This is a genomic window from Collinsella phocaeensis, assembly GCF_900119895.1.
GTDB classification, from domain to species: Bacteria; Actinomycetota; Coriobacteriia; order Coriobacteriales; family Coriobacteriaceae; genus Collinsella; species Collinsella phocaeensis.
The window spans coordinates 97,256-121,802 of sequence record NZ_FQLR01000004.1; the positions used below are offsets into that span (position 1 = coordinate 97,256).

Sequence of the window (24,547 nt, forward strand, 5' to 3'; positions counted from 1 at the left end):
GAGGTGTCCCATGGGTGCGCCCAAGACTGGCAATGTGAGGAACGTGGTGCTCGTAGGCCAAGGCGGGGTGGGCAAGACCTCGCTCGCGGAGGCCATGCTCCACCTGTCCGGCAAGACCGCTCGCCTGGGTGGGCACGCAGGCACCAAGCCCACCCTCGATTACGACGCCGAGGAGGTCAAGCGCGAGTTCTCGATTTCGACCTCCATCGCGCCGATCGATTGGAAGGGTGCCCGCATCAACGTGCTCGATGCGCCTTGCTATCCCGATTTCATCGGCGATGCCTACGCGGCCATGAGCGTGTGCGAGACCGCGCTGTTCGTGGTGGATGCCGCCGAGGGCCCGCAGCCCACCACCGTCAAGCTGTGGTACGCCGCCGAGGACCTGCGCCTGGCGCGCGCGGTGTTCGTCAACCGCGTCGACAAGGAGAACGCCGATTACGCCATGTGCATGGAGATGCTGCGCGAGCGCTTCGGCATGCGCCTGGGTGCCGTGACCCTGCCCTGGGGCACCGGCTCCGATTTCCATGGCATCATCGACCTGGTCCGCATGAAGGCGCGCACGTGCGACGGCACGAAGCAGACCGAGTTCGACATCCCGGCCGAGCTGCTGCCCGAGGCGGAGGCCGCGCACGAGACGCTGTGCGAGCTCGTCGCCGAGGCCGACGACGCCCTCATGGAGAAGTACCTCGAGGGCGAGCCCCTCACGCAGGACGAGGTCGAGGGCCTGCTCTCGACCGCCATCGCCAAGCGCCTCTTCGTTCCCGTGTTCGCCGGCAGCTGCACGCAGGAGCAGGGCGTCAACTCGCTCATGGACGACATCGCCACCTACTTCCCGGCGCCCACCGACTACGGCGAGATGCCGCTGATCGACGGCGACACCCTCAAGATCTCCTCCGACGACGACCGCCCAGTGGTGTTCGTCTTCAAGACCCTGAACGACCCGCAGCAGGGCCGCATTTCCTTCATCAAGGTCCTCACCGGCACGATCGAGCCGGGCATGGAGCTCGTCAACGCGCGCACCCGCCGCAGCGAGCGCCTCGCCCATCTCAACGTGATGTGCGGCCGCGAGATGACCGAGGTCGGCCATGCGTACGCCGGCGACATCGTGGTCGTGCCCAAGCTGTCCGCCGAGACCGGCGACACCCTGTCCGTCACCGGCAAGGTCGAGGCGGCGGCGTTCAAGTTCCCCAACTCGCAGTACCGCATCGCCATCGAGGCGGAGAACCGCTCCGAGGAGGACAAGCTCTTCACCTTCATCGACAAGGCGTGCGAGGCCGACCCCACCATGAGCATCGACCGCGACGAGGAGACGGGGCAGACCGTCATCTCCGCCGTGGGCGAGGCCCAGGTCTCGGTCCTGCTCAACCGCCTGGAGGAGCGGACCAAGGTCGCCGCGCACATCGTGCCGCTTCGCATCCCGTACCGCGAGACCATCCGCCGCGTCGCCTCCGCCCAGGGCCGCCACAAGAAGCAGACCGGCGGCGCCGGCCAGTTCGGAGACTGCTTCCTGCGCGTGGAGCCGCTGCTCGACGGCACCGAGTACGAGTTCGTCGACGAGGTCGTGGGCGGCCGCATCCCGCGCGCGCTGATCCCCGCCGTGGACAAGGGCGTCCAGGAGACCATGAAGGAGGGCGTGATCGCCGGATACCCGCTGACGGGCATCCGCGTCGCCTGCTACGACGGCTCCTACCATCCGGTCGATTCCAACGAGATGGCCTTCCGCACCGCCGCGCGCATCGGTCTCAAGAAGGCCTGCGAAGACGCCGACCCCGTGGTGCTCGAGCCCATGGAGAACATCACCGTGACGATCCCCGAGAGCTACGCCGGCGCCGTGATGGGCGACGTGTCCGGATCGCGCGGCCGCGTGACCGGCATGGACACCAACGAGCGCGGCGAGACCGTGATCATGGCGACCGTGCCCTATGCCGAGCTGGTGGATTACGCCACGCGTCTGCGCTCGCTCACGCGTGGAACCGGCGACTTCACGATGGAGCCCGCGGGCTACGAGCAGGTCCCCTACGACGTCCAGCAGAAGCTCGTGGAGATCTACGAGCACATGCGCGCTCAGGGCAGGTAGTCGTTTCCTGACCCGCTCGGTTCGAGGCGGCCCTCCGGAATGCATGGGAATGCGCTCCGGAGGGCCGTTTTCTATGCGCGGCCCTCCAACCCGGACCATCTCAAATTGGTGCCTGTCCCTAAATTGAGGTGGGCGTCGCCGGTGGAAAGTGGGAGAAGAAATCCACAGGTCATCACCGTGGGGCTTGAAGGACCCGCGGCCGAGCGGCTTGAAGGCTGTATAGAGGCGCTCCTTCTGGTGTATACCTCTTTCAAGCCCGTTACCTGCGGAATGAATACAGCGCCTACTGCTACCTGCGACTTCACTAAATCTTCAAGTTAAGAAATGTAAAAATACCTGTAAACGTACGCACAAGAATGAATAACTGCAGGTAGATGCTTTCATGTGGAAAACTCACTCAGCTGATGCTGAAAAAATGTGGAAAACGTTGAAAAGCGTCATATGCCCACGCCCGCGGCGTGAGGTTTTCACCATGCCTTGTGAATGCCCGAAACAGGGAAGATAGCCCTTGACATGCCTTGCCGACATGCCTTGTCTGCCGATACCATGGAGGTCCGTCGCACGCCGCCGCCCGCGAGGGCGCCGCGTCGTGCCGAGCACACAGGCAAGGAGAGTCATGGATTCTGCTTCGAGCGATTATTCCTGGTCGCCCGCCGGCGGCTCCGAGCGAGGGGCGCGCGGGGGGCTGCCCAACAACCCGGAGGCGGAGGAGAAGGTCCTCGCGGCCATGCTCCTGTCGTCGGAGGTGGTCGAGGGGGCCCTCGTGGAGCTCGTCCCCGACGACTTCTACCGCCCCGCCAACAAGACGTTGTTCTCCGCTATGCAGGAGATGTACAGCCGCACCCTGCCGATCGACGCCGTCTCGCTCATCGACTTCCTGAAGTCGATGGAGAAGCTCGAGGTGGTCGGGGGCGAGGCGTATATCCTCGAGCTCATGGGCCAGACGCTTTCCCTGGTCAGCTGGCAGCACCATGCCGGCATCGTCCGCCGCGACTCCATGCTGCGCGAGATCATCGGTGCCACCAACCAGATCAACGCGCTCGCCTACAGCGCCCCGACCGACACCAAGGAGGTCATCGAGCGCGCCGAGTCGATGCTGCTCTCGGTCACGTCCCGCGAGGTCAAGAGCAGCTACAAGTCGCTGACCGAGTTCATGATCGAGGCCTACAACGAGGCCGAGGAGGTGTGCGCCGCCGGGGGAGAGGCCCACGGCGTGCCCACCGGGTACCCCAGCCTCGACCGCATGCTCATGGGCCTGCGCGAGGGCCAGCTGGTCATCATCGGCGCCCGCCCGGCGGTCGGCAAGACGTCGTTCGCCCTGAATCTCGCCCTCAACGCCGCATCCGAGGGCTACACGGTCGCCTTCTTCTCGCTCGAGATGTCGGGCAAGGAGATCGCGCAGCGCTTCATCTGCGCGCACGCCCAGATCAACATGTCCAACTTCCGCACCGGGCGCATCTCGCCGCAGGAGTGGGCCAACATCAACGAGGCGACCCAGGACCTCTCGCGCCTGGACATCCTCATCGACGACACGCCCGGCACCACGGTCACCGAGATCCGCGCCAAGGCGCGCCGCATGCTCCACAACAAGGAGAAGGCCGTCGTCATCCTGGACTACCTGCAGCTCGTGAGCCCGCCGGCGGGCCGCCGCGCGGAGAACCGCTCTGTCGAGGTCTCCGAGATGAGCCGTGCGCTCAAGATCATGGCCAAGGAGCTCGCTGTTCCCGTCATCTCGCTGTCTCAGCTTTCCCGTGCCGTCGAGTCGCGCACGGGCAAGCGCCCGCAGCTGTCCGACCTGCGTGAATCGGGCTCCATCGAGCAGGACGCCGACATCGTCATGTTCCTGGACCGCTCGAGCAACGAGCAGGAGGCGGGCCGCGACGACCGTCCGCCCGAGGGCATCACGCGCATCATCGTCGCCAAGAACCGTTCGGGCCCGGTCGGCGACGTGGACCTCGTGTTCCTGCCCGCCTCCACCAAGTTCTACGAGCTCAACGAGCACGCCGACGAATAGGCGCGTCCTGCACGAGCTTCGCCGGGGAAGCGCCCCGCCGGCCGCCGCGCGCCGGCCGTGCCAAGAGGGACGTACCCTAACGGCACGCTGAACGTTTAGCCGTGCCATTGGGGTACGTCCCTCTTGGCGAGGGCCTGTCCCTTTTGGCACGCGGCCACGCCCCGTCGGAGCTCCTGCCCGTGCCCGTGCCAAGGGGGCGCGTCCGCAAGGGCGCGCTGCGACCCCGGGGGCGTTTCTCTCCGGCGTTTTGTGAGCTTACGGAGCATGCTGCCGAATAGCCGTCCCGCCTGCATGGCGCGGCGCGCGCGAGCGCCTATAATACCGATGTTTAGGCGCTTGCACGGAACAGCGCGTTCTCGAGATTTATGAGGAGAAGACATGGCGTCGACAGTGTTGGTCGGTACCCAGTGGGGCGATGAGGGCAAGGGCAAGATCTGCGACCTGATCGCCGGGGATTTCGACTGCGTGGTCCGCTACCAGGGCGGTAACAACGCGGGGCACACCATCGTGGTGGGCGATCGCAAGTACGGCCTGCACCAGGTTCCCTCGGGCATCATGTACCCGGACTGCGTCTCGGTGATCGGCAACGGCTGCGTCGTCAACCCGGCCGTGCTGCTCGAGGAGATCGATATGTTCGAGCGCGACGGCATCACCACCGCCAACCTCAAGGTGTCCGGCAACGCGCATGTGATCATGCCGTACCACATCGACCTCGACGGCGCCTACGAGGAGCTGCTGGGCAAGAACAACATCGGCACCACCAAGCGCGGCATCGGCCCCTGCTATCAGGACAAGATGGCTCGCATCGGCCTGCGCATGCAGGACCTTCTCGATGAGGGGACCTTCCGCGCCAAGCTCGAGGTCGCCCTTGCCCGCGTCAACCCGCAGCTCGACCGCATCTTCGGCATGCCCACCTACACGGTGGATCAGATCTGCGAGACCTACCTCCCCATGGCCGAGCGCCTGCGTCCGTACATCTGCGAGACGGGCATCCTGCTCAACGACCTCGTGGAGGAGGGCAAGTCCATCCTGTTCGAGGGCGCGCAGGCCACGCTTCTGGACATCGACCACGGCACCTATCCGTTCGTGACCTCGTCCAACTGCACCGCCGGCGGCGCCGTGACGGGCTCGGGCGTGGGCATGAAGAACGTCGACCGCGTGCTCGGCATCATGAAGGCCTACATCACGCGCGTCGGCTCCGGCCCGATGCCCACCGAGCTCTCCTACGAGGAGGAGGCCGGCCACACGCTTACGGAGGTCGGCGCCGAGTACGGCGTCACGACGGGTCGCCGCCGCCGCTGCGGCTGGTTCGACGGCGTCATCGCCCGCTACGCGACCCGCGTCAACGGCCTGACGGACATCGCGCTCACCAAGCTCGACGTGCTGTCCGCCTTCGATACCATCAAGGTCTGCGTCGCCTACGAGTGCGACGGGGCTCGCTACACGAGCGTCCCCGAGCATCAGGCCGTCTTCGCGAACGCCGTCCCGGTGTACGAGGAGCTTCCCGGCTGGAAGTGCGATATCACGGGCTGCCGCACCTTCGAGGAGTTGCCCGTCGAGGCCCAGGATTACGTTCGTCGCCTCGAGGAGATCGCCGGCTGCCGCATCTCGTTCGTCGCCGTCGGCCCCGATCGCGAGCAGACCATCAACCGCTTCTGGAAGTAGCGCATGAATCCGTTCGCCATCGTCTGCGATAGCGCTGCGGATCTGCCGGAGCTCGTGGTCCAGCACTGTGATGTCCGCGTCGTCGCCCTGGATGTTCGGGGCGGCGACGCGTCTTTGCCTGAAGAGCGCACGGAGGGCCGCGGCGCCCTGCGCGCTCCGCTGGGCGCGCCGGTGTCCTCGGCGTTTTTCAAAACCTATTCCGACCTTATCGGCGAGGGGTATCGCGAGATCCTCTCGCTGCATGTGGCCGCCGAGCTCTCGCGCACGTACCTCATGGCGAGCGCTGCCGCGCGTGCGCTCGAGTCGTCCCGCGCCCGCATCCTCGCGGTGGACACGCGGAGCGTGTCGATCGGGGAGGCGATGGCCGTCGTGGAGGCGGCCCTTGCGCGCGAGCAGGGTGCCTCGATGGATGAGGCCGCGCAACGTGCGGTGCAGGTGGGGTCCACCGGCGTGCTTCAGTTCATCCCGGCGTCGGCCGGAAGCCTGATGCGCGCGATGCCGGCCTCGCGCGCCGAGCGCCTCTCCGCTGCGATCTTCGGCGCCAACATGGTGGCCGAGGCCCGCCTCGACGGACAGGGTGCGTTTCGCGTAGAGCCCCCGCGCAAGGCATCGAGCATGAAGCACGCCTGCGCGCTGGTCGCGCGGCGGTTGGCGCGTCGGTCCCAAAACGACGGTCCGCTCGCCTTCGTGACCATGGGTTCGGACGAGATGGCCCTGCGCGCGCTGCGCAAGCCCCTGGAAACCAACGAGCTCGAGGCGACCGATGCGGGCGTGCTGCCCCTCGGCCCCTGCGCGCTCCGTTCGTTCGGCTCCGCGACGGTCGGCGTGTTCAGCTGGCCGGAAACGTATCATAATCCCAAGGTAGACACCCTGATCGCGACGCTTGCAGACCGCATGCGCGCATAGGTCCAAGGAGGAACCCCATGAACGCTGACTCCCGCATCGATATTCTGCTGCTCGGCTCCGGCGGCCGCGAGCACGCGATCGCGAAGAAACTCTCCGAGAGCCCGCGCTGCGGCACGCTCTACGTCGCCCCGGGCAACGGCGGCACCCTCGAGGTCGGCGAGAACGTCGCCCTCGACGCCGAGGACCCCGCCGCCGTGGCAGACTTCGCCCGCGAGACCGGTTGCGGCCTGGTCGTGATCGGCCCCGAGGCCCCGCTGGTCGTCGGCGTCGCCGACGCCGTTCGGGAGGTGGGCATCCCGTGCTTCGGCCCGGGTGCCGCCGGCGCGCAGCTCGAGGGATCCAAGCGTTTCTCCAAAGAGCTCATGGCCCGCGCGGGCATTCCCACGGCGTCCTACGGCTCCTTCACCGACGAGGAATCCGCCCTTGCCTACGTGCGCGAGCAGGGCGCTCCCGTCGTCGTCAAGGCCGACGGCCTGGCGGCGGGCAAGGGCGTCGTGGTCGCGCTCACGCTCGACGAGGCGCTTCGGGCCGTGCACGAGTGCTTCGACGGCGCGTTCGGCTCCGCCGGCAGCACCGTCGTCATCGAGGAGATGCTCACCGGTCCCGAGTGCACGCTGCTCGCCTTTACCGACGGGAAGACCGTTCGCCCGATGGCGACCTCGCAGGACCATAAGCGCGCGCTCGAGGGCGACCTCGGCCCCAACACCGGCGGCATGGGCGTCTACAGCCCCGTGCCGATCGTCACGGACGAGGAGCACGCCGAGATGTGCCGCATCCTCGACGAGACCATCGCCGAGGCGCAGCGCGAGGGCATCGACTTCCGCGGCTGCCTGTACGGCGGCTTCATGCTGACGCCGGCCGGCCCCAAGGTCATCGAGTACAACGCTCGGTTCGGCGACCCGGAGACCGAGGTCTTGATGCCCCGCCTGGAGAGCGACCTGGTCGAGGTCATGCTCGCCTGCGCAGAGCAGCGCCTGGACGAGATCGAGCTGAAATGGCGCGACGAGTGGGCCGTCTCCGTGGTGCTCACGAGCGCCGGGTATCCCGGATCCTATGAGAAGGGCAAGGCTATCAGCGGCATCGATGACGCGGCCGCTATGGAGGGCGTCACCGTCTACCACGCCGGCACCGCCGTCAACGAGGACGGGGAGGTCGTGACCTCCGGCGGCCGCGTGCTCGACGTCACCGCGCTGGGCGACACCTTCGAGGCCGCCCGCGAGCTGGCCTACGCCGCCTGCGACAAGATCGAGTTCGAGGGCAAGACCCTTCGCCGCGACATCGGCCTGCGCGCGCTGCGCGGCCGCTCCGCCTGGGAAGCGTAGCGTCGACGCTTCTGGCGGTGCGGGGCCTTGGGGCTCGAAGCGCCGCATCGAGGCGTTTGGATAGCGGACGGGATCCGTTCGCACTGTTGGATTTCAAGCGTGGTGACGGGATGGCCCGTCATCACGCTTTTGGCACGATGGGAGAGATGATGGAGAACGAGGAGACATGCGGCGAGGTCACCGAGGTCGAGGCTCAGGAGACCGAGCCCATGGAGGGCGAGCAGGCGGTTGAGTCGACGCTGGTCTTGGGGGACGACGACCCGCGCGACCCCGGCCTGCGCGAGCGCGCGCTCTCCGAGGAGATCGCGTGGAAGGGCAAGATATTCGACGTGAGCACGCTTGAGGTCGAGCTGCCGAGCGGGCGACGCAGCCGTCGCGACATCGTGCGGCACCCCGGTGCGGCCGCCGTCGTCGCGCTGACCGAGTCGGGCAAGATCGCGCTCGTTCGCCAGTACCGCACCGCGCTTGACCGCGTGACGGTGGAGATCCCCGCCGGCAAGCTGGACCCGGGCGAGGATCCGCTCGATTGCGCCCGGCGCGAGCTGCACGAGGAGACGGGCTTTATCGCGCACCGCCTGCGGCACCTCACCACGATCGCGAGCTCGGTGGGGTTTTCAGACGAGCTGATCCATATCTACATGGCGACCCAGCTTGAGTTCGATCAGGCATGTCCGGATGAGGACGAGTTCATCAATGTGGACCTGGTGCCGCTGACGGAGCTGATCGACGCGGTGCTCGACGGCAAGATCGAGGATGCGAAGACCGTGGTCGGCGCGCTCGCGTGCGATGCGATCGCGCACCGGCTGTAGGTGTTCATGGCGGGCCGGAAGGGGTATGCCCCCTGCTCAGCTTCGCTTCGCTCAGAAATCGCAGGGGGCGTACCCCTTCCGGCCCGACACGACTCCCGCCGTGCGCCCGGCTGAGGAGGGGGTTGGTGCATCCGGCGTCCGCCGGATGCGGTTTTGGAGCGGGGCTCGGCTTCGCTTCGCTCAGAAATCGCAGGGAGCGTACCCCTTCCGGCCCGACACGACTCCCGCCGTGCGCCTGGCGGCAAGGGGAGGTTGGCGCATCCGGCGGGGCCGGATGCGGTTATGAGGTGGGGGAGGTGGGGGCGCTCGGCGGCGTCTTTGGGTTGTTGGCTGTATCGGGGGAATGGACGATATGTTTAAACGGTTTTTGTCATATTACGGCCCTGAAAAGGGCTTGTTCATAGCGGATACGCTTTGCGCGCTCACATATGCGGGCATCGATTTGGCGTTTCCCATCATCCTCCGCGCGTTGACGGGCGGGTTGTTCACGCAGGGCGCCGCGGCGATCATGGACGGGTTGCTCTTCCTGGGCGTCGGGCTCGTGGTCATGTACCTGGTGCGCACGGCGTGCGTCTACTTCGTGTCCGCCCAGGGACACATCATGGGTGCGCGCATGGAGTCGCGGATGCGCGAGGACCTCTTCGACCAATACGAGCGCTTCAGCTTCGGCTACTTCGATGCGCACAGCTCGGGCGACATGATGAGCCGCGTCGTGAACGACCTGTTCGATATCTGCGAGGGGGCCCATCATCTCCCCGAGTGGATCATCATCTGCGGCATCAAGATCGTGGGCGCCCTGGTCATCCTGTTCACGATCTCGTCGTCGCTCGCCGCCGCGCTCACGCTGGTGACCGTGGTGTTCGCCGTCATCATGATCCGCCAGAACTTCCGCATGCGCGAGGTGTTCGCCGAGAACCGCACGAAGATCTCGGAGGTGAACTCCCAGCTCCAGGATTCGCTGGGCGGCATGCGCGTGGTGAAGTCGTTCGCGAACGAGGAGACCGAGCGCGCCAAGTTCCGCGCGGCAAACGACCGCTACCTCGAGTCCAAGGTGAACCAGTACCACGCGATGGGCGCCTATCAGGCGACGAGCGCCTGCATGACGGCCGTGCATTACCTGACGATCGTGCTCCTCGGCGGTTATCTGGTGGCAAACAACCAGATGACGGCGGTGGACCTGGCGACCTTCGCGCTCTACATCAGCCTGTTCACCAGCCCCATCGAGACGCTGGTCAATTCGACGGAGACGTTCCAGAAGGCCATCGCCGGCTTCCGCCGCATGGACGAGGTCCTGGCGACTCTGCCGGATGTGCAGGACGCCCCGGACGCCCGTCCCCTTGAGGTCGGATCCGGCGCCATCGCATACCGCGACGTGTGCTTCTCCTACAAGGATGTCGAGCTTGGAGGACGCGCGGAGGGCAAGCCGGTCATCGACCATCTCAACCTGACCATCGAGCCGGGCGAGACCGTCGCGCTCGTGGGGCCGTCGGGCGGCGGCAAGTCCACGACCTGCGCGCTGCTCCCGCGGTTCTACGACATCGATGCCGGCTCCATCGAGATCGACGGGCAGGACGTGCGCACGGTGACGCAGGAGTCCCTGCGCCAGGCCATCGGCTTGGTCCAGCAGGACGTGTACCTGTTCGACGGCACCTTGCGCGAGAACATCGCTTACGGCAGGCCGGGGGCTTCCGACGATGAGATCGTGGACGCCGCCCGTCGCGCCAACATCCATGAGTTCATCGCGTCGCTGCCGGAGGGGTACGACACCGTGGTGGGGGAGCGCGGCGGCCGCTTGTCGGGCGGTCAGAAGCAGCGCGTCGCCATCGCCCGCGTATTCCTCAAGAATCCGTCCATCCTCATCCTCGATGAGGCGACGTCGGCACTGGATAACGAGAGCGAGGAGGCGGTGCAGGAATCTTTGGAGCGCCTCGCCGCGGACCGCACGACGATCATCATCGCCCATCGCCTTTCGACCATCAAGAACGCCGACCGCATCGCGACGGTCGAAGATGGCCGCGTTGTGGAGCACGGGACGCACGAGGAGCTTCTCGCGCGCGGCGGCATCTACGCCCGCTACTATCGGATGCAGTTCGAGGGCGTCCGCGCGGACGCCGCACGGTAAGCACAGCAAGACGATCGCGTAAGGTGCACGATGGCTAAGAACAACCTGCTGGCGCCCGAGGAGGCGGAAAAGCTCTTTTCCGAGCTGGACGCATCGGGCGTGGTCGCGTCCGACCGCCCCGCGTCCGATCGCGCGCGGTTCGCGCGCCGCGCCCGCTCCGCGAAGGTGGACCCGCTTTCGGGCGACGACCCGTCCGGCTCGCATGTCGGCGAGACCATCTCGCGCACCGCGATCGCCTGCATCGTGCTCGTGCTCGTGCTCGTCGTCGGCATGCAGGTCGCCTACGGCGTGGTGCGCCGCCTCAACACCGCCAACCTGTCCGAGCGGGTCGACATCGAGACGGTCTCGCACGCCATGGAGAGCGGCGTCGAGTGGGGAGACGGCTTCACGCAGTTTCCCGGCGAGTTCGTCGTCGACGAGGCGGACGAGCGCGCGGGTGTGCTCGAGGTGTCCGTGACGGACGTCACCAGCAAAAACGAGCTCGAGCTCCTCTCCAACTCCCAGATCCAGGCCTCCGCGCTTTCGACGAACGCACTGCTCAACGAGCATATCGACCGCGTCGTGTACAACGTCTTCGTGCTCGTGGACGATGCGGGCAACTTCGCGCACGATCGGTTCTTCGGGTTCGTCAAGGCGAAGGGCACGCGCCGCGCGATGCTCACCTTCGTTTGGACGAAGGACGATTCCTCGGTGAGCAACTACATCGACTGGCAGCTGAGAATCATCGGCATGGATGACGAGACGACCGCGAAGATCCAGGAGCAGGTGAACTCGGTGTCGTCGCTTGCCGCCCCGACTGGCATTGCGCAGGGCGAGATCGAGGACAACCGCGATGAGCTCCGCCGCGAGCAGCTGTTGCACGGAACCGAGATCTTCCGCGGCGGTCCGGCGGAGAAGGATCCGAAGGATCTGACCGAGAAGGGGAAGTGACGCCCGGCGCCGCGGCATGGCGCGCCTGCGCTTCCTGCTGCCCCGCCTTGGCATAACCGTTAGATGCAGCGAGCCCACTTCGGCCGTTCGGAGTGGGCTCGCTGCATAAGCGCGCCCAGCGGCCGCTGGGGTGGGGCGCATGGAACGGCCCATCGGGGGCGAAGGCGCATGGCGCGTGGATGGTTGCGGGCGTGTTAACACGGTGAGATCGCTCGCGCGTTCGGACCGGACGGGGTATGGTAGGCATTGTCGCTGGTCCATAAGTCCGCGTGAGAAAGAAGGATACCCATGTCTAACGGAATCACCAGCTCCGCACCCCTCTACCATCGCGAAGGGGGCTACATTCCGCGCGTCGCGGCCGTGCACGATATGTGCGGGTACGGCAAGTGCTCGCTGGGCGTAGCCATCCCCGTGCTCTCGGCTGCCGGGTGCGACGTCTGCCCGGTGCCGACCGCGCTGTTCAGCGCTCACACCAAGTTCCCCGTCTTCTACATGCACGACACCACTTCGATGCTCAATGAGTATCTTGACGCCTGGAAACAGGAAGGCATCGAGCTCGACGGCGTGTACTCGGGCTTTTTGGGTTCCGCCGAGCAGGTCGCCGTCATCCAGCGCCTCTACGCCGAGTACCCTTCGGCCCTGCACATCGTCGACCCGGTGATGGGCGACGGCGGCGCGAAGTACCCCACCTATACCGATGAGATGTGCGGGGCTATGGCGGCTCTCGTCGACGGGGCGGACGTCCTCACCCCCAATCTCACCGAGGCCTCCATCCTGACGGGCATCCCGTATCGCGGTCAGGACGTGGATACCGCCTTCATCCAGCAGAACGTTGATGCCCTGCTCGCCATGGGCGCACGGTCCGTGGTCATCAAGGGCGTCGTGCACGAGGGCGAGGATGTGATCCGCAACTACGTGGCGACGGCGGCCGAGCCCGCTGCGGCCGAGATCGCGAGCGAGCTTCTGCCCTACATGCTGCACGGCACGGGCGACCTGTTCGCGAGCGGCCTCACCGCGGCGATCTTCGCGGGCCGCTCGCTGGCGGAATCCGTGGAGTTCGCCGGCACGCTCGTGCGCGACGCGATGCGCATCACGCGCGAGCAGCCCGACTTCGAGGTGCGCGGCGTATCGTTCGAAACGGTCTTGGGCGAGGTGACGGAGCTGCTCAAGTAGCTCCTGCGCTGGGGATCCCTTCGGCCGGTGTGCCCATGGTTCGATTGGTGGAATGGCTGTGTTCCCGGTAGGGGACGACGTTCCCTCGGTTGGCGATTTACAGAGCGGCTACGTCCCCGGTTGGAAATCGGCGGGACGCGGTCGATAGGCTTGGGAACCCCGGTCAAGGCTTCGCCTTGACCGGGGTTCTCTGTCACGGCTGCGTCGCGACGGGGGCAACGCGGACCGGTTATGCCGTAGTGGGGGTTGGTCAATTCGAAATAAAGAACAACCCCCTGAGTTTTTGGACAAATCTGCCAGATAATGACGATGGCCTCGGACATGTTAGCGCAAAAGAGGGGTCTGTAAATAGAAAAGACGCTATACAGGGGCCATACGGAGACGTTTTGGGCAAGAGATGGCCCGGCATCATGAATAAGAAACCCTTGCATTCGTCATTTTCTGGCAGATTTGTCCAAGAACTCAGGGGGTTTCTAAATATATTATAATTACAGACCCTCATTTTCAGCTATTTCTGGGGCACGGGCGCCGATCCGGGACACCGGCTCATGGGGTGGCAGGTGCCGTTTCGAATAAAACAACAAAAATACCTTTACAAGATGAATAAATCGAGTTTCAACTCTCAAAACTGAAGGAATGCGCCTACAATACCGCACAGGCCATTGACCTTTAAGCCGGTACGGAGAGACCGAAAAGGAGAGAACATGGGGCTGAAGAGCACCGCGGGCAACGCGTCCCGCAAGGCTGCTGCCAGCGATTTGGCGCAGCGCATCCTCGCATCGACAAGCAAAGGGAATAGGGGTCCGGCGATTCTCGCGCTGGAAGACGGTACCGTCTTCTACGGGCGCGCGTGCGGCGCGTCGGGAACCGTCACGGGCGAGGCGTGCTTCAACACGTCGCTCGAGGGCTATTTCGAGGTCCTGACCGACCCTAGCTATGCGGGACAGATCGTTACGATGACGTATCCGCAGATCGGCAACTACGGGATCGATTCCGCTGACGTCCAGAGCGCCTATCCGGGCGACGCCCGCCGCCCCGCCGCGTCGCCGGCGCTTCGCGCCCTCGTGGTGCACGACCTGTGCGCGACCCCGTCCAATTGGAGGTCGGCCCTGTCCGTTCCGGACTATCTCGAGCAGCAGGGCGTCGTCTCGATCGAGGGCGTGGACACCCGCGCGCTCGTGCGGCACCTGCGCGACCACGGGGCCCAGAAGGCGATCGTTTCCACAGAGGTGTTCGACCTCGACGAGCTCGGGGCCCTTCTGGACAGAGCGCCGTCTTTGGTGGGGGAGAACCTCGTGCAGACGGTGAGCTGCTCGGTGCCCTATGCGTACGGTGCGGACGATGTGCCGGCATGCCGCGCCTTCGCCCGGACGCCCGCTACCCCCGCCCGCCATCGCGTCGTCGTGTACGACTGCGGAATCAAGCGGGGAATCCTCGAGGGGCTCGTCCATACCGGTTGCGAGCTCACGGTCGTGCCGTGGGACACTCGCGCCGCCGACGTGCTCGCCCTCGACCCCGACGGCGTCTTCCTCTCCAACGGCCCGGGCGACCCCGATGCGGTCGAGGGCACGTACACGCAGGTCGAGCAGCTTCTCGGCAAGGTGCCGGTGTTCGGCATCTGCCTGGGACACCAGATGATCAGCCTCGCCGCGGGCGCTCGGATCGAAAAGCTGAAGTTCGGCCATCGCGGCGGCAACCAGCCCGTGATGAACCTTTTGACCGGGCGCGTGGAGATCACCGCGCAGAACCATGGCTTCGGCGTGGTGTTCCCGAGCCTCGGCACGCTTGTTCCGGAGCTCTCGGCCGGCATGTCCGAGCATCCCGCCGACGGCGACCTGCGCACCTGGGTGCGCGCCGGCGTCGCGCCCGTCGTGCGCAACGAGCGGCTCGGGCGCATCCGCCTCACCCATGTCAACCTCAACGACGGGACCGCTGAGGGCATCCAGCTGCTCGACGCGCCCGCATTCAGCGTGCAGTACCACCCCGAGGCCTCGCCCGGCCCCACCGATTCGCACTATCTGTTCAGCGCGTTCTCGCGCCTCATGGACGGCGACGCGGACTACCTGAACATCGACATCGCCAAGGATCGCCTGGCGGGTTGGAATTTCGCCGAAGCCGAGTAAGCCGATAACGGAGACGGCTTGCCCCGGTGCCGAAGAGCGGTCTGGGGGGCGCCCGCGTGCGCCTCCCAGACGACTGAGAGCCGATCTTCGGCGCCCGGGCAGCCTGCAGGGATGGACGCCCATGCGGGCAGTCAACGAATAAGCGGAGGTACCCATGCCCAAACGTGAAGATATCAACCGAATCCTCGTCATCGGCTCCGGCCCGATCGTCATCGGCCAGGCGTGCGAGTTCGACTATTCCGGTGCTCAGGCCTGTAAGGTCCTCAAGGAGGAAGGTTATGAGGTCGTGCTCGTCAACTCGAACCCTGCGACCATCATGACCGACCCGGGTCTTGCCGACCGCACCTACGTGGAGCCGATCACGGCCGAGTTCATCGAGAGGGTGATCGAGCGCGAGCGCCCCGACGCCCTGCTGCCCACGCTGGGCGGGCAGACGGGGCTCAACGCCGCCGTCGACCTCGCCCGCGCCGGCGTGCTCGAGCGTTTCGGCGTGGAGATGATCGGCTGCGACCTTGCCGCCATCGAGCGCGGCGAGGACCGCAAGCTGTTCAACGAGGCGATGGCCGAGATCGGCCTGGAGGTCGCCCGCTCCGGTTACGCCTACTCCGTGGACGACGCGCGCGCCATCGCGGGCCGCGTGGGCTACCCCTGCGTGCTGCGCCCGAGCTTCACGCTCGGCGGCGCGGGCGGCGGCATCGCGCACGACGAGGCCGAGCTCGTCTCGATCGTCTCCCAGGGCCTCGAGCTTTCCCCAGCGGGCGAGGTGCTGGTCGAGGAGTCCATCGAGGGCTGGAAGGAATACGAGATGGAGGTCATGCGCGACCGCGCCGGCAACGGCATCATCGTGTGCTCCATCGAGAACCTCGACCCCATGGGCGTGCACACGGGCGACTCGATCACCGTCGCCCCGGCGCAGACCCTGTCCGACCTCGAGTATCAGCGCATGCGCGTGGCATCGCTCGCCATCCTGGAGAAGATCGGCGTCGAGACGGGCGGCTCCAACGTGCAGTTCGCCGTCAACCCCAAGACCGGCCGTCTCATCGTCATCGAGATGAACCCGCGCGTGAGCCGCAGCTCCGTGCTCGCGTCCAAGGCCACCGGCTTCCCCATCGCCAAGGCCGCCGCGCGCCTGGCCGTGGGCTACACGCTCGACGAGATCGTGAACGACATCACCCGCGCCACGCCGGCCTGCTTCGAGCCCTCGATCGACTACTGCGTGGTCAAGGTCCCGCGCTTCGCCTTCGAGAAGTTCAAGGGCACGGACACCTCCCTCACCACCCGCATGAAGGCGGTGGGCGAGATCATGGCGATCGGCCGCACGTTCGAGGAGGCCTTCGGCAAGGCGATGCGCTCCCTCGAGGACGGCCATGTGGGCCTGCTCGCCGACGGCAAGGAGGGCGCCGCCGGGCTCGATGACGATCAGCTGGCCGCGCACGTCGCACAGGCGACCGAGAACCGCATCTTCTTCGTGGCCGAGGCCCTGCGCCGCGGCTGGACCGTCGAGCGCCTCTACGAGCTTACCCGCATCGACCCGTGGTACCTCGCCCGCATCGGCGACATGGTCGCGGTGCAGGAGGGCGTGCGGGGCCTGCGCGTGGAGGACATCGATGCCGACGTCATGCGCCTGCTCAAGCAATACGGAACGAGCGATGCCGAGATCGCGCTGCTCACGGGCAGCGACGAGCGCTTCGTGCGCGCGTACCGCAAGGGTCTGGGCGTGGTTCCGTGCATGAAGACGGTGGACACCTGCGCGGCCGAGTTCGCGAGCGCGACCGAGTACCACTACAAGACCTACGAGGGGCTGATGCGCACCGCGCCGACCGCGCACCGCGCCGCCGCCGTCGACGAGGTGAGCCCGTGCGCCAAGCCCAAGGCCATGATCCTGGGTGCGGGCCCCAACCGCATCGGGCAGGGTATCGAGTTCGACTACTGCTGCGTGCACGCGAGCTACGCGCTGGCCGAGCGGGGCTTTGAGACCATCATGGTCAACTGCAACCCCGAGACGGTCTCGACCGACTACGACACGAGCGATCGCCTGTACTTCGAGCCGCTCACCTACGAGGACGTCATGGACGTGATCGACGTCGAGCGCCCCGACGGCGTGGTGGTCACGCTCGGCGGCCAGACGCCGCTCAAGCTCGCCCGCATGCTGCAGGAGTCCGGCGTGCGCATCATGGGCACGCAGCCCGGTGCCATCGATCTGGCCGAGGACCGCGAGCGCTTCAGCGCGGTGCTCGACCGCCTGGGCATCATGTACCCGCCCGCGGGCATGGCGACCTCGTTCGAGGAGGCCCAGGACGTGGCCGCGCGCATCGGGTATCCGCTGCTCGTCCGTCCGAGCTACGTGCTGGGCGGCCGCGGCATGATGATCGCCTACGACGCCGAGCATCTGCGCGAGTACATGGCAGAGGCCGCGCGCGTCTCGCCCGACTACCCCGTCTACCTGGACCGCTTCCTTGAGGGGGCGATCGAGTCCGACGTCGACGCGCTCTGCGACGGCGAGGAGGTCTACATCGGCGGCATCCTGGAGCACATCGAGGAGGCGGGCATCCACTCCGGCGACTCGGCGACGTGCATCCCGCCGTTCTCCTTCTCCGCCGAGCTGCAGGGGCGGCTGCGCGACACCACGCGCCGCATCGCCCGGGCCCTCGGCGTGCGCGGTCTCGTGAACGTGCAGTACGCCATCAAGGGCGAGACGGTCTACGTGATCGAGGCCAACCCGCGCGCGAGCCGCACGGTGCCCTTCATCTCGAAGGCGACGGGCGTGCCGCTGGCGAAGATGGCGGCCCGCATCATGGCGGGCGAGAAGATCGGCGAGCTGGGGCTGCCCGACGACGCGCGCGAGCTCGACCGCTTCTGCATGAAGGAGGCCGTGATGCCCTGGGGCCGCTTCCCGGGCGCCGAGGTCATCCTGGGGCCCGAGATGAAATCGACCGGCGAGGTCATGGGCATCGCGAAGAGCTATCCGGAGGCGTACGCGAAGACGCAGCTCGCCATCGACTACCGCCTGCCCACGCCTGCGGACGGCAAGGTGTTCATCTCGGTGTGCGGCCGCGACAAGCGCCACATCCTGTCGCATGCGCGCATCCTGCGCCACCTGGGCTTCGATATCGTCTCGACCGAGGGCACCGCGCGCGTGCTCGCCGGCGGCAACGTGAAGTGCGAGGTCGTGGAGAAGATCAGCGGCCCGCATGGCGGGGAGCGCGAGAACGTCGGCGACATGATCGCGGAGGGAAAGATCGCGTTCGTGATCAACACGCCGTACGGACCGGGTTCGCGCAGCGACGGCTACCTGCTGCGCACGGAGGCCGTGCGGCGCGGCGTGACGTGCCTCACGGCGCTCTCGGCGGCCGGTGCCTTCATCGCGGCGGTCGAGGCCGCGCGCGAGGACGGCGAGGGCGCGGCAGCGCCGGGCGCGGGCATGGACGTGATCGCGCTGCAGGACCTGGCGTAAGCCGGCCGAAGAGAGGCTGCTTGGGGAGGGCGGGCGCGCACCCGCCCTTTCTCGTTTCGCGGCGGAGCCGCCGCGAGCGGGGAGCGCATGCGCGTGCCGCTCGCCCCCGCCGCAGAAATCATGATTGCTGGCAAAGGGAGCCCTACGGGGACCATGCGATCGTTTGTGCGCCGGAGAGTCATGATTTGCAGGCGGGGAGGGGCGGGCTACTGCACGCTTTATTAAGCTAATGTAAAGATATTTTAATACCAGTTGGTAAATCAAAAGGTATATCGAGTCAACAAGTAATCTGGTTACTACCAGTTGATGCCGTTTGTCGGAAAATCGCTACCGGTCACGGCACGCCGTCCGCCTTCTGCCGGGCTCTTCCCATATACCCACTATCCTTGGGTGGTTTGAAACGGAGGGCATATGCCGTGCGGCGCCGATCGCCGCACGGGGGATGGCTGCATCGGCCCTCCGCGATCGAAAGGAGGTGCGGATGAGAAGAGGAAGGCTCGCAGTGGCCGCGGCTGTCGCCATGGTCGGCGCGCTCGGATTCACGGCTCCCGTCTTCGCGGCGGGCTCCGGATACGGTGCGGTATCCGTGAAGCAGGACGCCGGAAGCGTCACTATCGGCAACAACGCATTGACTCGTACATTCAGCACTGCCGGGAAGAAACTGACGACGACCGAGATCAACAACGTGCTCGGCGGTTCCCGGTTCGTTCCGCAAGACGGTTCCGAGGAATTCTACATCGAGCAGCTTGTCGAGAGTTCGCGCGTGGAGCCGGGCGGCGCGCTCACCAGCGTGAGGCCCCAGGGAGCCTCCGTTGCGCCGAGTGCTACGGTTGAGGTCTCCTCCACGATGGATGAGTCCGGTAACAAGGCGGCAAACGCCATCGACGGCGACCCCTCGACGTATTGGTGCTCCGTCGACACCGCTGCCGACCAGTGGATCGTCATCGAGTTCGATGGCGAGAAGACGATCAAATCCTTCGAGTACACGCCGCGCGTGAGCAACGGCTCCTGGGACTGCACCGGTCGCATCAAGGCGTACGTCCTCGAGCGCAAGCAGGGCGACCAGTGGGTCGAGATCTCCCGGGGCGCGTTCGATCCTACCGGCACCACCGTGGTCGAGCTCAAGACCGAGGTGAAGGCCGCTGCGGTCCGTCTGCGCGCGACCGAGGCGTACCATTGGGACGCCGGAAAGGCGAACACAGCGATCAACGTCGCCGAGCTCGACGTCAAGGACGCCTCCGGCGCGAGCGTCCTTGCCTCCGCTCCTGCCGCCGGCTGGTCCATCTCGTCCACCTCCGTGCAGAACGGCGACGGCGGCGGAGCCGCCGCGCTGATCGACGGCAGCTTCGAGACCTACTTCCACTCGCGTTACAGCGAGAACGGTACGGGCAGTCAGGGCGAGATGCCCGTCGACATCACCATCGACCGCGGCGCGGGCGCCACGTCGTCCTTCCAGACGGTTGGCTACGCCGGCCGCAAGGGCAGCGCTACCTCGAACGGCAACGTCAAGAAGTTCGAGCTGTACGTGTCCAACAGCGAGGGAGACCTGTACGAGGAGGCCAACAAGAAGGGCTCCTTCAAGGTCGACTACGTCGAGGCGTACGACGGCGCGACCCCCAAGATGATCTACTTCGGTCTCGATAAGGCGCAGACGGGCCGCTACGTGGGCTTCCGCGTCATCGAGGGGGCCAACGGTGCCTTTGCCGCCGGCTCCGAGATCGACCTCTACAAGGAGAAGTTCACCTCGGTTCCCGAGACCGACGCCAAGGGCCTCAAGGCCAGCGAGCTCGAGCTCGTCAAGACCGAGGTTTCCGACACCACCGAGCCCGCGGGCAAGATGATCACCTTCACGTTCGCGCCCGCGCAGTTCGGCGGCGGCCAGGCCACCGTGGTGGAGAAGGTCGTCATGTACGACGGCGACCACTTCATGCGCAAGTTCTTGGAGGTCGAGCTCGAGGACAAGACCGCCCGCATCAACTTCATCGATGGCGAGCATCTCGTCACCGCGGAGGACGACACCACGTGGTCCGTGCCGAAGAAGTCCGGCGTCGTCGCCATGGACACCGCCAAGGCGACCCTCGGCCAGCCAATCTACGTGAACGGCCTGTTCGTAGGCTCCGAGTTCCCCGAGACCGACACCCAGATCGCGGACGGCCTCGGCCGCACCCGCTACTGGACCGGCAAGAACTTCGAGGACTTCGAGCGCGATAACCAGCTCACCACCGATGGCAAGTACGTCTCCTGGCAGACGGTCTGCGGCGCCACCCACTCCGACGGCTCCGACATGAACCTCGTCCAGAGCGACTTCTTCGCCTACATCACGAGCATCTCGAAGCCCAGCGAGTTCCGTATCCAGTACAACTCCTGGTTCGACAACATGATGTTCATCGATGACGAGAACATCATCGAGTCCTTCCAGGCCGTGGACAAGCATCTGTCCGAGACGGGCGTGCGTCCGCTCGAGTCCTATGTTGTGGACGACGGCTGGAACCAGTATCGCAAGACCGAGAACCAGTACACCACCGGCGATGACCTGCGCCGCAACGGCTCGCTCGGCGGCGACCTGGGTATCAACACCACCGGTTTCTGGCAGTTCAACAACAAGTTCCCCAACGGCCTCACGCCGTCCTCCGAGCTGGTGAACAAGCTCGGCTCCAACTTCGGCGTGTGGATCGGCCCCCGCGGTGGTTACAACTACTACGGTAACCTCGCCTCCATCATCCAGGAAGCGGGCAAGGGCTCCTCTGCCGGCGGCTCCATCGACGTCGCCGACCAGCGCTACGTCGACAACTTCACCGACATGGCCGTGAAGTGGATGGAAGACTACGGCGTGAACTACTGGAAGTGGGACGGCTTTGCCGACGGCGGCCAGTACGGCGACTTCGCCTCCGGCGAGGGCGTCGTGGGCTACGACGAGGACCACCAGCACATGTACGGTGGCCCCAACGGCTACTACCACGCCACCGACCTGTGGGAGAAGTGGATCGTCCTGTTCGAGCGCGTGTGGGAGACCGCCGACGCCGAGGACATCGAGGACCTCTGGATCTCGCTGACCTGCTACGTCAATCCCAGCCCCTGGTTCCTGCAGTGGTCCAACTCCGTGTGGATCCAGTGCGTCGCGGACCGCGGCGAGCGTTGGAACTCCGTCCTGAACAACAAGATGGACAACATGCTCACCTACCGCGACGGTTGCTACTACGATTTCGTCGAGCAGCATGAGTTCCAGTTCCCGCTGGCCAACCTCTACAACCATGACCCGATCTACGGTAAAGAGGGCACCGGCATCACCTCGACGTCCATGAACGGCGAGCAGTTCCGCAACTACCTGTTCATGCAGGGCACCCGCGGCACCGCCTTCTGGGAGCTCTACTACTCCGACTCGCTCTTCGACGAGGAGAAGTACCTCATCAACGCCGACTTCCTCGCATGGGAGGAAGAGAACTTCGACATGCTTCGCAACGCGAAGATGATCGGCGGCAACCCCGATACCACCGCGACCCTTTCGGGTGGCGTGAGCCAGGCCGCCGGCACGCAGGATGCGTACGGCTTCGCCGGCTTCGACACCGACGGCACCGAGGGCATCATCTCGATGCGCAACCCGGCCGCCGAGACCAAGACCATCACCTTCAAGCTGGACGATGCCATCGGCGCTAAGGCCAAGGGCACCTGGTACAAGGCGATCGATCACTCCTACACCGCCAATGGTGACGCCATCGCCGAGTCTGACGACTCCTACGCCGCCGGTGCCGAGGTGACCGTGACCCTCAAGCCGGGCGAGGTCCAGATCTGGCACCTCACCCAGAAGGCCGACACGACCGCTCCCGAGCTGTCGAACATCTCCTTCGTGGACGAGAGCACCGTTCGCGTCCAGACCTCCGAGCACGTCTCCGGCGCTGCCTTCGAGGTTACCGTGAACGGCGAGAAGGTCGAGCTGGGCGAGAGCGCTGTGACCGCCTACGCCGACCTCAAGACCTTCGACATCGCGCTGCCCGAGGCTCTGGCCGACGACGCGACCGTCGAGGTCAAGGCGACCGCCGGTACCGACTCGGTGAACAACAGGCTCGCCGGTACCGTGAGCGCCCAGCACTACACCGACGGCGTTGTCGCGCAGGACGACGCCATCGCCGCGGGCACCGAGCTCTCCTCTGCCAAGCGCAGCGTCGAGGGTGCCAACGGCTTCACCGTCACCGCTACGGTTGACGGCGCCCTGAAGAACGCCACCGTTCTGTCCCAGGGCGACCAGTGGTCGCTGTCCGTGAACGCCGAGGGCAAGGCCGTCTTCACCGTTGCCGGCGTCTCCGCCGTGTCCGATGACGCGCTCGTCGAGGGCGACAACGTCATCACCGGTGTTCGCGAGAACAACGGTATGGTGAAGATCTACGTCGACGGCGAGATCGCCGGTTCCGACTATGACGCCGACACGGTTGGAAAGGCTATGGAGGCCGACGCCGTCGTGGCCGGCGTCGATGCCACCAACGTCGCCGTGTACGACAACTCGCTGGGCTACGACGAGGTTCCGGCCTCTCCGCTGGCCGAGCTCATCGCCAAGATCGAGGCGGAGCAGGGCAACTTCACCGAGGAGTCCTGGACCGCTGCGAACATGGATGCCCTGCTCGAGGCCGGTAAGGCCGCGCTCGAGGGCGACGATGCCGCCGTGAAGCAGGAGGCTTACGACAACCTGCTCGACGCGCACGGCAAGCTGGTTCCCCGCACGGTGACCAACCTCGCCACCGGCGCGGACCTTTCCGCTGCCTGGGTCGACGGCACCACGGATACCCCGGTGACCAACAGCGGTCGCGCGCTCACCGTGGCAACCGATGGCAACATCGACACGAACAGCTACGCGATCTTCGGCAACGATGCCAAGGCCGACGGATCCTACATGCAGGTCGACCTCGGCGAGACGTGCCGCATCGACGCTGTGAACCTGTGGCGCTATTGGCAGGACGGCCGCACCTACAACGGCACCGCGCTCGTTGTGGCGAACAAGGCCGACTTCTCCGATGCCCAGGTGCTCTACTACTCTGGTGATCAGGACCTGTACGGTCTCGGTGAAAACGCGCTGACCGACGACGAGCTGTATGCCGAGTCCTCGAACGGCAAGGTCCTCTACGGCGACGCCGAGGGCGACCAGTCCGTCGCCGCGCGCTACGTGCGTCTCTACGGTCACGGCGTGAAGAACGGCGGCAAGGAGAACCATGTCGTGGAGCTCCAGGTCATGGGCGCCCGCCTTTCCGCCGATCCGTACGACCTGGCGGGCCTGAAGGCGCTTATCGCTCAGGCTGAGACAGCGCTGGAGAACAAGGACGACTACACAGCCGACTCCATCGAGGCGCTGAACGCCCCGCTGGCCGCTGCCAAGGAGGTCGTCGAGACCATCGAGGGCGGTGCGACCGACAAGCCCCTGAGCTACGTCATCAACGCTCGCGAGGCGCTGAAGGCCGCTATCGACGCGCTCGAGCTCGTCGAGCCCGAGCCCCAGCCGGTCGAGTACACCGTGACGTTCGATTACGGTTACGAGGGCGCCGAGGCTGCGACTGTGAAGGTCCTCGAGGGCCAGAAGGTCGCCAAGCCCGCTGATCCCGTCCGTGATGGCTACACCTTCAAGGGCTGGATGCTCGACGGCAAGGCGTACGACTTCGATGCCGAGGTGACGGGCGACATCACCCTCATCGCGGCATGGGAGAAGGTCGTGGATCCGGATACCGATCCCGAGAATCCGGGCACCGACCCCGAGAACCCCAACAGCAAGCCTGGCGGCCAGGGCGGCAAGCCCAACGGCAAGCCCGGCTCCGACGACGCGCTCGCCAAGACCGGTGACGCCTCCATGGCGATCGCCGGCGGTGTGGCCGCGATGTCGGCGGTGTCGCTTGCCGGCGCCGCCGCCGTGCGCCGCCGCCGCAAGTAGCGACGGAAGCTCGCGCGCGGCCGCGTGACGGTATGCGCGGTCGC

At 66.1% G+C, this 24,547-nt stretch carries 12 protein-coding genes; all 12 read left to right on the top strand.

The features are described from left to right. Positions 1–10 precede the first annotated feature (10 nt). Complete coding sequence (locus BQ7355_RS02615) at positions 11–2,077, top strand: elongation factor G (RefSeq protein WP_072414811.1); 2,067 nt, start codon at positions 11–13, stop codon at positions 2,075–2,077. Positions 2,078–2,693: 616 nt separating this feature from the next. Continuing rightward, entirely contained in the window at positions 2,694–4,091 is a 1,398-nt protein-coding gene (gene dnaB / locus BQ7355_RS02620) for a replicative DNA helicase (RefSeq protein WP_072414812.1), read from the top strand. Between the two features lie 378 nt (positions 4,092–4,469). Continuing rightward, a complete protein-coding gene (locus BQ7355_RS02625; RefSeq protein WP_072414813.1) occupies positions 4,470–5,756 on the top strand; it encodes an adenylosuccinate synthase in 1,287 nt (428 codons plus the stop codon). A 3-nt stretch (positions 5,757–5,759) separates the two neighbouring features. Further along, a complete protein-coding gene (locus tag BQ7355_RS02630; protein WP_072414814.1) occupies positions 5,760–6,662 on the top strand; it encodes a DegV family protein in 903 nt (300 codons plus the stop codon). A 17-nt stretch (positions 6,663–6,679) separates the two neighbouring features. Then, a complete protein-coding gene (purD, locus tag BQ7355_RS02635; RefSeq protein WP_072414815.1) occupies positions 6,680–7,984 on the top strand; it encodes a phosphoribosylamine--glycine ligase in 1,305 nt (434 codons plus the stop codon). Between the two features lie 209 nt (positions 7,985–8,193). After that, positions 8,194–8,793, top strand: coding sequence for an NUDIX domain-containing protein (locus BQ7355_RS02640; protein WP_072415864.1), 600 nt, complete (start codon positions 8,194–8,196; stop codon positions 8,791–8,793). Between the two features lie 352 nt (positions 8,794–9,145). Continuing rightward, positions 9,146–10,915 (top strand): ABC transporter ATP-binding protein, encoded by a 1,770-nt coding sequence (locus BQ7355_RS02645; RefSeq protein ID WP_072415865.1) that lies wholly within the window; start codon positions 9,146–9,148, stop codon positions 10,913–10,915. 30 nt (positions 10,916–10,945) lie between these two features. Further along, a complete protein-coding gene (locus BQ7355_RS02650; protein ID WP_072414816.1) occupies positions 10,946–11,845 on the top strand; it encodes a hypothetical protein in 900 nt (299 codons plus the stop codon). 288 nt (positions 11,846–12,133) lie between these two features. Continuing rightward, entirely contained in the window at positions 12,134–13,018 is an 885-nt protein-coding gene (locus BQ7355_RS02655; protein ID WP_072414817.1) for a PfkB family carbohydrate kinase, read from the top strand. A gap of 704 nt (positions 13,019–13,722) precedes the next feature. After that, a complete protein-coding gene (gene carA, locus BQ7355_RS02660) occupies positions 13,723–15,141 on the top strand; it encodes a glutamine-hydrolyzing carbamoyl-phosphate synthase small subunit (RefSeq protein ID WP_072414818.1) in 1,419 nt (472 codons plus the stop codon). A gap of 154 nt (positions 15,142–15,295) precedes the next feature. Beyond that, positions 15,296–18,595 carry a carbamoyl-phosphate synthase large subunit gene (gene carB, locus BQ7355_RS02665; RefSeq protein ID WP_072414819.1) on the top strand — a complete coding sequence of 1,100 codons (3,300 nt, stop codon included), beginning with the start codon at positions 15,296–15,298 and terminating at the stop codon, positions 18,593–18,595. Between the two features lie 481 nt (positions 18,596–19,076). Beyond that, positions 19,077–24,503, top strand: a complete 5,427-nt coding sequence (locus BQ7355_RS02670; protein ID WP_159430431.1) for a discoidin domain-containing protein — start codon at positions 19,077–19,079, stop codon at positions 24,501–24,503. The last annotated feature ends 44 nt before the right edge of the window (positions 24,504–24,547 follow it).

Excerpts from the sequence above, each read along its gene's own strand:
- BQ7355_RS02615 (WP_072414811.1), top strand. The coding sequence starts at position 11 with ATGGGTGCGCCCAAGACTGGCAATGTGAGGAACGTGGTGCTCGTAGGC.
- dnaB (WP_072414812.1), top strand. The coding sequence starts at position 2,694 with ATGGATTCTGCTTCGAGCGATTATTCCTGGTCGCCCGCCGGCGGCTCC.
- BQ7355_RS02625 (WP_072414813.1), top strand. The coding sequence starts at position 4,470 with ATGGCGTCGACAGTGTTGGTCGGTACCCAGTGGGGCGATGAGGGCAAG.
- BQ7355_RS02630 (WP_072414814.1), top strand. The coding sequence starts at position 5,760 with ATGAATCCGTTCGCCATCGTCTGCGATAGCGCTGCGGATCTGCCGGAG.
- purD (WP_072414815.1), top strand. The coding sequence starts at position 6,680 with ATGAACGCTGACTCCCGCATCGATATTCTGCTGCTCGGCTCCGGCGGC.
- BQ7355_RS02640 (WP_072415864.1), top strand. The coding sequence starts at position 8,194 with ATGGAGGGCGAGCAGGCGGTTGAGTCGACGCTGGTCTTGGGGGACGAC.
- BQ7355_RS02645 (WP_072415865.1), top strand. The coding sequence starts at position 9,146 with ATGTTTAAACGGTTTTTGTCATATTACGGCCCTGAAAAGGGCTTGTTC.
- BQ7355_RS02650 (WP_072414816.1), top strand. The coding sequence starts at position 10,946 with ATGGCTAAGAACAACCTGCTGGCGCCCGAGGAGGCGGAAAAGCTCTTT.
- BQ7355_RS02655 (WP_072414817.1), top strand. The coding sequence starts at position 12,134 with ATGTCTAACGGAATCACCAGCTCCGCACCCCTCTACCATCGCGAAGGG.
- carA (WP_072414818.1), top strand. The coding sequence starts at position 13,723 with ATGGGGCTGAAGAGCACCGCGGGCAACGCGTCCCGCAAGGCTGCTGCC.
- carB (WP_072414819.1), top strand. The coding sequence starts at position 15,296 with ATGCCCAAACGTGAAGATATCAACCGAATCCTCGTCATCGGCTCCGGC.
- BQ7355_RS02670 (WP_159430431.1), top strand. The coding sequence starts at position 19,077 with ATGAGAAGAGGAAGGCTCGCAGTGGCCGCGGCTGTCGCCATGGTCGGC.